The organism is Bacteroides sp. 90-K9/2, assembly GCF_047310725.1.
Classification (GTDB): domain Bacteria; phylum Bacteroidota; class Bacteroidia; order Bacteroidales; family Bacteroidaceae; genus Bacteroides; species Bacteroides vicugnae.
The window spans coordinates 493,936-505,541 of record NZ_JBCGVL010000002.1; the positions used below are offsets into that span (position 1 = coordinate 493,936).

Below are 11,606 nucleotides of genomic sequence, written 5' to 3' on the forward strand. Positions count from 1 at the left end.
CTTTTATTTCGGCTGCAAAGATAGAGAATAATTACGAATTACGAATTACGATTTGCGATTTATTCCAGCAGGATACTGCGTAACTGTTCAATTTCTTCTGCAGAAAGTCCGATTCCCTTTTTCAGATAGGCTTGTACGCTTCCATATTCTGCCTCAATCTGTTCTTTAGCAGCGTTCAGGAAATCTTCTTTTGCAGAGTAGATGGTTGTAATGGCTTCTTGCGAATTGATCGACAGCTTATATGCATATTTAGAAGCTTTTGGAATATTAAAATAGTCATTACTCAAACGATAGTCTTCCATAATAACGTCCTCGTTGACACCAAGAGCGGCAAGCAATAAAGCGGAAACGACTCCTGTACGCCCTTTCCCGGATGTGCAATGAATTACAACCGGATAATGAGTACGGTCGAGAAGGACGGTGAACAGTTCTTTGAATTCCTTTCGGTAGTTTAGAACTAATTCCCGATTCATTTGTTCGACTAGACGGTAAATAGTGTCACTTTTTATCTTCTCTTCTTGAATTCCTTGCAGAATTTCTTCCATATTTCCTGTGAGGATAGGGATATGTATGATGTTAAATTCATCATCATGCAGTTGCGGGTAATTGTGACGTTCATTTTCAGAGCGTAAATCTATGATCGTTCGTATTCCCATGTTTTTAAGTTCCCTGCGGGAGCAGGGAGGAATACTGTCTATCTGTGCAGAACGGTATATCATTCCCCAGCGAAGTGATTTTCCTGTATCATAAGATTCATATCCCCCTAAATCACGGAAATTCTGTATGCCGGGGATATTAATGTTGCGGGTGGCCACCTTAATCCGGTATTTATTATTAAATACCATCAGGTAGTAATAACGTTGCGACGGATCGTTGGTTACGATTGTCATTTTTCCGCTCGAAATGTTAGCCATCGCGATGGGTGAATCTTCCGGAATAAGTCCGGGAGAAGTGGAGGTGTATACTTTTACCTGTCCTTTCAATACCGGTGCTGTCTCCCATTTGATGATGCAGTTGCCTATATTATTTTCTTCACATACCACGGATATGGCAGGTGACGTGCCGGAACATGATGGGAGCACTAATAAAACAGTAAGCCAGCTTAACAGGTTTTTGTACATAGTTTCTTTGTCTTGAATCGTATACTGCAAAGATAAGAATTACCCCAAGAACTGATAATTCCTTTGCGATAATTAGCCAAAGTTAATAGTAATTTACGTGTTAAGAAAGGGCGCTACTTCTTGTAGAAGAGCGCCCTGAATGGGGAAATAACCCAAGTCTGCTTTATTGAATATTGTTCAATAAGTCTATTTTTCCTTCATTGACTAACTTTAATATGAGCTCACCGAATAAGGTGTTTTGCCAAGCGAACCAGGCACGTGTGAAGTTTTTAGGATCATCCTTGTGAAAAGACTCGTGCATGAATCCTGTTCCTGCATCTGTGTCCATCAGCATTTTTATACAAGCCTTGATTTCCTGGTCATCCTGACTGGTAAATGCTTTCATCATGATACTCATGGGCCATATCATGTCATAGCCGATGTGGGGCCCTCCGATACCTTCTCCTGCCTTTCCCTTGAAGAAATAGGGGTTGTCCTTGCTCCATACGAAACGGCGTGTGTTTTGATAAATAGGATCATTAATGTCTACATCGCCCAGATAGGGCATTGCCAGCAAACTCGGAACATTGGCGTCATCCATTAGGAAATGATTTCCGAATCCGTCTACTTCAAAAGCATAGATAGTGCCGTACTTAGGATGATTGTAAGTTGCATATTTTTTTAGTGCAGTTTCTACTTCCTGTGCCAGATCTGTACATTGCTTTGCCAAATCACTATTCTTGTTTACGGTATTCAAAATTTCCGCGGCCTTCTTCAGGGAAGAAACTGCGAAGAAATTAGACGGTACGAGGAACTGTAAAGTTGTAGCATCGTCAGACGGACGGAAAGCTGAAACAATGAGTCCGACAGGATTCACGGGAGCACCTAATCCATCGTTGTTTAATGTGTCGAGTGCACGTTCTGTTTTACGCTGGAATTTATAAGGACCTACTCCCTCTTTGCGCTGTTGTTCCTTGAAAGTTGTCAGTATGTTGGTTATAGCTTGTATCCATTCATTATCAAAAATACTGGCATCACCAGTTTCTTTCCAATATTGATAGGCCAGACGCAGCGGATAACATAGGGAATCTATTTCCCATTTACGTTCGTGCAGTTCCGGTTTCATGTCGGTCAGGTCAGACATCCATTCTCCTCCGACAGCACCATCATTGAAAGCATTGGCATACGGATCAATATTGATACATTTGAATTGTCTCCGGATCACTCCTTCAAGCATTTTCTTCAATTCCGGATCTTTATCGGCCAGTTGTATATAAGGCCAGACCTGTGCTCCGGAATCCCGTAGCCACATGGCATGAATGTCACCTGTGTAAACGAAAGTATCTGGCTTACCGTCTGTTGTACGGTAGTGGACAGTTGTTTCGAGGGTATTGGGAAAACAATTCTCGAACATCCATGCCAGTTTTTGATTCGTAAGCAGCTTTTTCACTCGGATGATTTCTGCTTCCACAGCCTTTGATGTAAAAAGACGCTTATTTACAGGTGGACGGTTGCTTTCATAAGCGGCAATTTCAGCTGCCTGATTCACTACATTTGTATGATCTTTAGCTAAAACGAGTTCTGTAGCTTTGGCATGACTTCCCATTAACAGGGTGGTTGTAATAATACATATTCCGATATTCTTTTTCTTCATATCTCCATGTTTTTAAGAGGATTATTAAAATTGGTTATTGTAAATCGATTCCGCCTAGTCTTCCATACATTTCTACGAAAGCAGCTTGTGTAAGAAGCCATTTCTTTTCGCTTTTATCTGTTCCGCTCCAGTCTGTCTGAAATAGTCCCCGTTCATCCCTGGCATGATCCCATGCATAGTCGAGGCTTTTTTGGAAATCGGTTAGATAAGCCTTGTTATGGTCTATCTGATAAAGTTCAATGAAACCTCTAAGCATAACTGCCGTGAACCAAATATTCCCTTTTTTCAGTAATTGAAATGTTTGTCCATCCGGAGAGGTAAAATGAGTGAAAAAGTATCTATGACACGCTTCTGCTATGTTTTGAGCATCTTCCAGATAATTTTTCTGTTTGGTAATTTGGTAGAGCAGGGCGGCTGCCTGCATCATTTGTCCACTGTTATAGGCAAATTTGGCACGGCCGATTTTCTTATTGAGTGCGATGTTGTCGAAATATAGATGATCTTCTGGATCTTCTAAGTTCTTTTTAGTCCATTCATATAATTCTTTCCCTTGCTTTAAATAGGTATTGTCTTGAGTTGCCTGAAATAGCTTGAGAGCAAATACAGCTCCCGGTGCATTGGAACAGGTATTTTTGGATTCTTTCTTTTGTTCACACCAGTAGATTCCTCCGCCAAGTACATCGTCTTTTCCACTAAGGATGAACTCCCATATGAGTTTGGCTTTTTCCAGATATGCTTGTTTCTTTGTCATGCGATAAGAATCGGTAAAATCGATGCCTAACCAGACGTTATCATCATAGAAACGGTCGGAAACTGGTTGGTTGCTTATATAAGAAGAGTAGGCGAATGGCTCTCTTTTTTTGTCGAAATATTCTTCCAGTCCGGGCAGTACTCTTTTTTCCAGAAGTTTTTTGTACTTCTTATTTTCAGTTGTTTCCAGTAATGCGTTCACGGCAGAGAATGTACCTGAATATGGCCAGAGGTAAGAGTATTCGTTTCGTCTTTTTGCTTGCTCTTGTGATGCCAGATAAGTTGCTTCATTATTTTGGTCAAAAGGATAATTTTCACGTAAAAGGCAAGTGTTGGGTGCTGCATAGTTTTGGTACAGGGCATCCAAAGTTTGCTGTGCTTTTTCTGTGTTGGGATTTGCATTTGCAATGGTGAAAGCGCAAATAACATTAAGTAATAGGCTATTCATAATTTTTTCTTTAAGTAGTGTTTATATAAATAGTAGTTTGAATTAATCCGCAGGTTTTATTGTGGCAGTAGCCATTGGAGATTAAATTTCCAAATGTAGCACTGCGACTCTACAAAAATACCTTTTTCCTGCAACTTTTTAAATGGGAAGTAAGTAGATTGTAAATAGCTGTTAGTGTTATGTTGTTGATAATTAGTCGTATGACGATTGAACTACATCCAATAAATGTAAACGATGCTGTATGATTAATACACTATTATTCCCGGATTTATTGTCCGATTCGAGCTACTTTTTCTTCAAATTCATTCCGGTCTCCATTTGCTTTGATCCGCATTTTTGAGCGATAATTATAGATGGTAGATAAGGAGTATTGTAGGAAATGCGCAATTTTCACGCTGTCTGTAATTCCGAGCCGGATAAGTGCGAAGATTCGCAATTCAGGTGTTAAGAGTTTGCCGGGTCCCGGAATAATTGCATTTTCCGGTAAGAGCAATGCGTTAAAATCTTCAACGAAATTAGGGAAGAGATTCAAGATTGCTTTGTCGAAATTATTGTAAAACTCTACCAGATCTTCTTCTGTATTGAGTGAAGAGTGGAGGAAAGAGGTTACTTTATTTATATCTTCACTTTTGGCTATTTTGAGTGCTCTTTTCTTAAAATTGGCTATTTTAGTGATATAACTGGTATATTGTTCCATATACAACCCTACATATTCTTCTTTGATTTTATTGTTATCTGCCAATATTGAGTTCATTTGTTGTATTTCGTAAAGATGGTGCGACAAACTCTCATTAGTTTGCTCTACTTTTCCTTTTTGCTTTTTTAATTGTATGAACAAAATAAATAGCAGAATACAAACCAGGCACAATGCCGTAAGCAATATTGTTATGATGATAAATTTATGTTTTTCCTTCTCTTGAAATGCCTTATCTATGAAAAGATACATGTCGGAGGCTTCGATTGTGTTAATTCTCGCATTGCATAGGATAGCATCCTCCATTGCATTTTTCATGTATTTATATGCCCGGTCTATATCTCCACTTTCAAAAATCAGCTTGGCTAATATTTTTAAGGAAAGATTTTCTCTGGCTCCATTTAATACATCGGAGATGGCTGATATTGCGAAATATTTAATCGCATTTTCACGGTCATTTTTACCTTGATAGGCAGATGCCAGAGAATATGCTATTATTCCGGCATTTCGTGAATATGGTGCATAACTCTCGTAAACACTGTCCAGTATGTGAATAGCGTCATCATACTTTTTATGGAAAAGAAGAGTCGGTGCGGCTATAAAAGCTCGTACGTTCGATGGTACTTCTTTACATTGAAGCAGTGAATCGCGATAAATTTGTGCTATCAGATCATTTTCTTGTGAATCGTGCTCGTTGGAGGCAAAAGCTTTCTGGTGATTGTAGATTGTGACTTGTCCGAGAAAGAATTCGGCTTTGAGTCTAGGGGATAGCTGCTCTTGTTGCATCAAATTGGTAATCGCCAGAGCTTCTTTGAAAAAGCCCATCGAAGATAATATTCTTGAATAATCCAGTTTTGCTTCAATTAAAAGTTCTTTGTCATTACTTTCTTGAGCAAACCTGTTCATATGGATGGCATAGGCTAAAGCGGAATCTTTTTGGAAAGATGAATACTCAAAACAAAGGGATTGCGCTATCCCGACTTTTTTCCGGATGTTTCCGGATTGCCTTAATACTATTTTCAGGCTGTCTATCTGTCTTTGCTTCTGTTTGGTATAGCTAGCTTTATTTTGTAGAGATTTATCTAATACTTTTAATAATGTTTTCACTTCATCATTCGCTTTTACGGGCAAACTGATGAAGATTAGGACTATCAATAGAGGTAAAATAAATCTTTTCATATATTAAGTAAGATTGCTTATTGAACATGGTTGTTTGCAAAGATAAGGAAATCCATATTAAGTTAAGGTTGACAGATTAACTTAATATGGATTTTATGGAAATAGGGATTTCGCTGGATGAACGACTTGTATCCAAATCCTTATTTGTAATATCACTTGTATTTTTGTGCAAACCCCACCGAAACCGAATTGCTGAAACTTCGGCAAACTTCAGCTGCAAAGTCTTTTCCGCATTGGATTATTTTATCCCAGATCTCTTCATTCAAGTTATTTAGATCGCGGTATCGGACATCGTATTTAATTAATCCGTAGATCAGCCCTGCATTGAAGTTATCACCGGCTCCGATGGTGCTGACTGCCTGTAATGGCTCTATCGGATAATCTTTATTGACCAGATTAGTGCGTAACGCTACCTTTTCCGCACCTGCAGTACAGATGAACCGGGGACAGTAGAATTTGATTTTATCTTTGTAAATCTTGTCTATATCCTGCATACCATACATATATAGAAAATCTTCTAAAGAACCACGTACGATATCCGCATATTCCAGATTCTCAATAATGGTCGGAGCCAGCTTCATGGCTTCATTCTTGTGTGAAGAACGGAAATTCGGGTCATAATAGATAATGGCTTTCTTTTCACGTGCCTGATCTAGTAGTTCAAGAATCTTCTCCCTTAGAACCGGATTCAGTGCATAATAAGAACCCACCATGACAATGTCGTCTTCCTCCAGTTTCGGAAACAGAACATCCAGACGTTGCTTCGGGTAGTCTTTGTAGAAGATATATTCGGCATCACTCTGCTCGTTCAGGAAAGCTAAAGATACGGGTGATTTTCCATCCGGGAATACATTCACATGATCGGTCGGGATATGATTCTCACGCATGAACTGCAGGATAATATTGCCTACACGATCATTTCCGGTTTCACTGATGAAGCCGACGTTTATTCCCATTCGTCCCAATGAGACAATACCGTTGAATACAGAACCTCCCGGTACGGCGGCGGAAGGCTGGTCACCTCGAAAGATGATATCGAGGATGGTCTCTCCGATACCGATTACTTTTCGCATAGTGATCTTGATTTTTCTCCCAGATAACCGCCGTGGTGACGTTTTGAATATTCAGCGATAGTAAATCCTGTTTCCTTCATGGTTTGTACTACCAATATATCTCCGATCACTGTCATGGCAGTAGTAGATGTAGTAGGAGTCATCCCTAACACACAGACTTCTGCAGGCTTGCCGGTACTTAGGCAGACATCCGATTCTTTTGCCAGCGGACTATCCGGATTTCCGGTGATAACGATAAACTTCAGATCCGGGTCCAGATTATGAGCCAAACGGGTTAATTCCACAATCTCACGTGTCTTGCCAGAGTTAGAGATCAGCAGGAGCAGATCGTTTTCTTGTAAGATACCCAAATCCCCGTGTTGCGCCTCGCTGGGGTGTAGAAAGACGGATGGAATACCGGTGGAACAGAAAGTCGTAGCAATGTTCATAGCAATCTGTCCGGCTTTTCCCATACCGGAAGTTACCAGTTTTCCCTTCTTCTGATGTATTTGTTCTACAATCAGTTTCACCGCTTTTTCATAAGCATCTGTTACAGGGATGTTGAGCACAGCTTGTGCTTCCTGTTGCAAAAGTTGTTTGATGGAGTCTATCATATAGGATCAGTTTATTTTTTCTTTTAATTCATTTAATGTGTTTGCTACTTCGTAATAGGTTGAGAAAGGCTGTCGTGCAAAACCTTTGTCCTCCAGGGTGTGGAGTGCTTTTAATAGCTCATCGTAAAAACCATATTCATTGTAGAAAATGACCTTCTTCCGGTGATATCCGATGGAGGCAGCGGCTATTACGTGGAAAATCTCATCAAGTGTACCGACGCCTCCGGGAAGAGCAACCAATACTTCCGACTTCTCCGTTATGATATCTTTGCGGTCACTCAAGTTACGGGTATGAATTTCTTCATCTAACAGAGTGCTTACCTTGCCGTTCTCTTCCAGTTTGGCAGGAACTACTCCAATGACCTTACCGCCATTTTCTTTCACGGCACGGGCTATGCATTCCATTAATCCGAGGCTGGCTCCTCCATATATCAAGGTTTTGCCTGTCTGCCCCATCCATTTGCCTATTTGGCCGGCGCTTTCGAAGTACATTTTGTCAATGTTATCGGAGGCGGAACAGAATATTCCTATCTTTTCCATATACGTTGTTGCTGTTATAGTCCACAAATATCTGCAATTTTCTATAAACAGCAATAAGTTTTATTGTATTTTTGTGGCATTAATTCAATAAGGAAGTATAAAACGATGCAAGGTAACGAATATACATTGCCAAATGGCCTGCGTATTATCCATGAACCAACCCTCTCAAAAGTAGCTTATTGTGGTTTTGCGATTGATGCCGGAACCCGTGATGAGGCGGAGAATGAGCAAGGAATGGCCCATTTTGTAGAACATCTGATTTTTAAGGGAACGGAGAAGCGGAAAGCCTGGCATATTCTCAACCGAATGGAGAATGTAGGTGGTGACCTGAATGCATACACAAATAAGGAAGAAACTGTCGTCTATGCCGCTTTCCTGAAAGAACATCTGGAACGTGCGCTTGAGTTGTTGGGGGATATTGTATTTCATTCCACTTTTCCGCAGCATGAGATAGAAAAAGAAACGGAGGTCATTATCGATGAAATCCAGTCGTATGAAGATACTCCGTCGGAACTGATCTTTGACGATTTTGAAGACATGATCTTCCGCAATCATCCATTGGGAAGAAACATTCTTGGTAAACCGGAACTTCTGCGGAGTTTCCGCACGGAAGATGTCCTATCGTTTACCCGCCGTTTTTACCAACCGGGAAATATGGTGTTTTTTGTTCAGGGGCAATACGAGTTCAAGAGAATCATCCGTTTGGTAGAAAAATACCTGTCGGATATTCCTGATGTGAAGGTAGAGAATCTCCGTACACCTCCGCCTCTGTATGTGCCGGAACATTTGACGGTGGCCAGAGATACGCACCAAGCACATGTCATGATCGGTAGCCGTGGCTATAATGCGTATGATGACAAGCGTACTGCACTCTATCTGCTGAATAATGTCCTTGGAGGTCCCGGAATGAATAGTAAACTGAATGTGTCCCTTCGCGAACGCAGAGGACTAGTCTATAATGTCGAATCCAATCTGACTTCCTATACGGATACGGGAGCTTTCTGTATTTATTTCGGGACGGATGTGGATGACATGGATACTTGCCTGAAATTGACTTATCAGGAACTGAAACGGATGCGCGATACAAAGATGACTTCCTCCCAGTTGGCGGCAGCGAAGAAGCAGTTGATCGGACAAATCGGAGTAGCGTCTGATAACTTTGAGAATAATGCGTTAGGGATGGCGAAAACATTCCTGCATTATCATAAGTATGAATCATCCGAGCTTGTTTTTAAGCGTATAGAAGAGCTAACAGCAGAGATGTTGTTGGAAGTTGCCAATGAGATGTTTGCAGAGGAGTATTTATCCACATTGATTTATAAATAGTCTTTTGACGCTACTATAGTATACTGACGATTAATAAACTGTTAATATTAAATTGACCATGAAGAACTTAACACGTAATGTCTGTATTTGTTTGGGTCTGATGATGTTTCCCCTTACAATATTCGGACAACAAAAGAACAATTTTACCTATGTGCCGGCTCAAGAGCTTTTACTGGTAGGCAAAGCAACTACCGAAGGCGAATATTTCCATCGGGTAGATACAGCCAAGTATCGTACAATGCCTTCCACTGTGAAGAAGTTGTTCACAAATTCTGCCGGTCTGGCTATCTCTTTTACAACGAATAGCCCTGTTATAAAAGCCAAATGGACGGTTCCTGATAATTACCAGTTACCCAATCTGACCAGAGTTGCACAGAAAGGTTTGGATTTATATATCAAACGGGATGGAAAATGGCAATTTGCCGGAGTAGGAATACCGGGTGGTGTGACTACGGAAAAAGTGCTTGTTGATAATATGGGTACGGAAGAGAAAGAATGCTTGCTGTATCTGCCTTTATATGATGAACTGAAAAGTCTGGAAATAGGCGTTTCTTCTGATGCACACATACGTAAAGGAGAAAATCCGTTCAAAGAAAAGATAGTGGTATACGGGTCCAGTATTTTGCAGGGAGCATCTGCCAGTCGTCCCGGTATGGCTTATCCGGCTCGTTTATCCCGTAGCAGCGGGTATAATTTCATCAATTTAGGATTGAGCGGAAACGGCAAGATGGAGAAAGAAGTTGCCGAGATGTTGGCGGATATTGATGCAGATGCTTTCATTCTCGATTGTATTCCTAATCCTTCTCCCAAAGAGATAACCGACCGAACTGTTGATTTTGTAATGACGTTGCGCCAGAAGCATCCGGATACTCCTATTATTGTGATACAGACATTGATACGTGAAACAGGTAATTTCAACCAGAAAGCCCGCGAGAATGTGAAACGGCAGAACGAAGCCATCGCTGAACAGGTAGAAGTATTGCGAAAGAAGAATGTCAAGAACCTGCATTTCATAAAAGAAGATCAATTCTTGGGAACAGACCATGAGGGGACTGTAGACGGAACCCATCCGAACGACTTGGGATTCGACCGAATGTTGAAGAAGTATAAACCCGCTATCAGTAAGATACTGAAGATTAAGTTTCAGGACTAATAGCAAGAACCGTATCATAATAGAAATAAGGTTCTCCCTCTTGCTTTTCGTCTCTTAATTTTGTACCTTTACAGATTTTCTTCCTTTCACTAAGGGGATGTCACGTTATAGGGTGACATTTATCACTTTATACAGGGCAGACGCATTAAAAATCATTATCCTGTAAAAGTTTTGATAAATATTTTTCATCCCACCCAGCTTTTAGCCTTTTTAGATTCATACTTCCTTTAGTTTTTTTATCCTTCTTCAGGATAGTAAGTGCCATTTTTGTTGCTGCGGAAAAGTTTCTGGCTGCATTTTTGACCTTTTTACTATAGTCTTCTCGAAAGGTAACATCCAGTTGCCAATGCAGATTATTTTCAATAGACCAATGCTGTCTGATGGCAGAGGAAATTTCGTCCGGTTTGGTATTATCCATTGAAGTTACATAGTATCTTACCTCTTGTGTATATTCTCCTGTTGCCACTATTGTTCTTTCCGATTTTATCCCAACAACAGACTTCAGTCCCACAAGTTTCTTTTTAAACATTTTTTCCATTATAGGTCCATAACTAACTACAGTACAAGTTCTTGTCTCTATCCTTCCATGTCCGGTATTTTGGGACACATGCCTGGTGACTCTATTGATTATTTCGTCTTTATCCTGATAATCTTCAATGATCTGTTTGGCCAGTTGATAGTTTTTCTTCTTGTTATCCTTTATAGCTATAATATAATTTGCGTCACGCTCAATGATGGTCCGTGTTATATCTGTCTGGCAGCCCATCGCGTCAATTGTGACAATGCAATCATTGAGATCCAAAGAGTTTAGTAACAATGGAATAGCGGTAATTTCATTACTTTTATCATCCACCTTCACTTGTCCTAAAGAAATTCCATTGGCAGCGGACCATGCGGAAACCATCCATAATTTGAATCCTTCCTTTCCCGTCGTATGTTCTCCGTCACATTTACTTGGACCACGCATAAGTTTGCCATCTATAGCTATAACCCCTTTCACCTCCTGACAGACTTGTTTGACCCAATTACGGAAGATCAACTCAAAATATTCGGGCTTTATGATGCTAAAGAATCTATTAAAAGTATCATGGCTGGG

At 40.4% G+C, this 11,606-nt stretch carries 10 protein-coding genes; 2 read left to right on the top strand and 8 right to left on the bottom strand.

The annotated features are described in order from the left end of the window. Positions 1-59: 59 nt before the first annotated feature. From AAHJ11_RS09290 to AAHJ11_RS09320, 7 genes are all read right to left on the bottom strand, one after another. Complete coding sequence (locus AAHJ11_RS09290) at positions 60-1,121, bottom strand: tyrosine-protein phosphatase (RefSeq protein ID WP_148367861.1); 1,062 nt, start codon at positions 1,119-1,121, stop codon at positions 60-62. 163 nt (positions 1,122-1,284) lie between these two features. Then, positions 1,285-2,754, bottom strand: coding sequence for a glycoside hydrolase family 125 protein (locus tag AAHJ11_RS09295; RefSeq protein WP_320975027.1), 1,470 nt, complete (start codon positions 2,752-2,754; stop codon positions 1,285-1,287). A gap of 34 nt (positions 2,755-2,788) precedes the next feature. Then, positions 2,789-3,952 (bottom strand): glycoside hydrolase family 76 protein, encoded by a 1,164-nt coding sequence (locus AAHJ11_RS09300; protein WP_320975026.1) that lies wholly within the window; start codon positions 3,950-3,952, stop codon positions 2,789-2,791. A 268-nt stretch (positions 3,953-4,220) separates the two neighbouring features. After that, positions 4,221-5,825 (bottom strand): DUF6377 domain-containing protein, encoded by a 1,605-nt coding sequence (locus AAHJ11_RS09305; protein ID WP_195649693.1) that lies wholly within the window; start codon positions 5,823-5,825, stop codon positions 4,221-4,223. A 152-nt stretch (positions 5,826-5,977) separates the two neighbouring features. Then, positions 5,978-6,898: a carbohydrate kinase family protein gene (locus AAHJ11_RS09310; protein ID WP_195649694.1), complete on the bottom strand. Its 921-nt coding sequence runs from the start codon at positions 6,896-6,898 to the stop codon at positions 5,978-5,980. Continuing rightward, on the bottom strand, positions 6,886-7,491 hold the full coding sequence (locus AAHJ11_RS09315) for an SIS domain-containing protein (RefSeq protein WP_117610937.1): 606 nt from the start codon (positions 7,489-7,491) through the stop codon (positions 6,886-6,888). Before AAHJ11_RS09315 ends, AAHJ11_RS09310 begins: the two co-directional genes overlap by 13 nt. Positions 7,492-7,497: 6 nt before the next feature. Then, positions 7,498-8,031 (bottom strand): TIGR00730 family Rossman fold protein, encoded by a 534-nt coding sequence (locus AAHJ11_RS09320; protein ID WP_148367866.1) that lies wholly within the window; start codon positions 8,029-8,031, stop codon positions 7,498-7,500. A 105-nt stretch (positions 8,032-8,136) separates the two neighbouring features. On the opposite strand from AAHJ11_RS09320, the gene AAHJ11_RS09325 reads away from it, so the two are divergent. Both AAHJ11_RS09325 and AAHJ11_RS09330 read left to right on the top strand, forming a co-directional pair. Then, the gene (locus tag AAHJ11_RS09325; protein WP_195649696.1) at positions 8,137-9,357 is read left to right on the top strand and encodes a M16 family metallopeptidase; all 1,221 of its coding nucleotides are present in this window, start codon (positions 8,137-8,139) and stop codon (positions 9,355-9,357) included. Between the two features lie 58 nt (positions 9,358-9,415). Further along, entirely contained in the window at positions 9,416-10,510 is a 1,095-nt protein-coding gene (locus tag AAHJ11_RS09330) for an SGNH/GDSL hydrolase family protein (RefSeq protein ID WP_413579416.1), read from the top strand. 145 nt (positions 10,511-10,655) lie between these two features. Here the strand turns inward: AAHJ11_RS09330 and AAHJ11_RS09335 are convergent. Further along, the coding region (locus AAHJ11_RS09335) for an ISAs1 family transposase (protein WP_413579417.1) at positions 10,656-11,606 on the bottom strand (951 nt) is incomplete at its 5' end.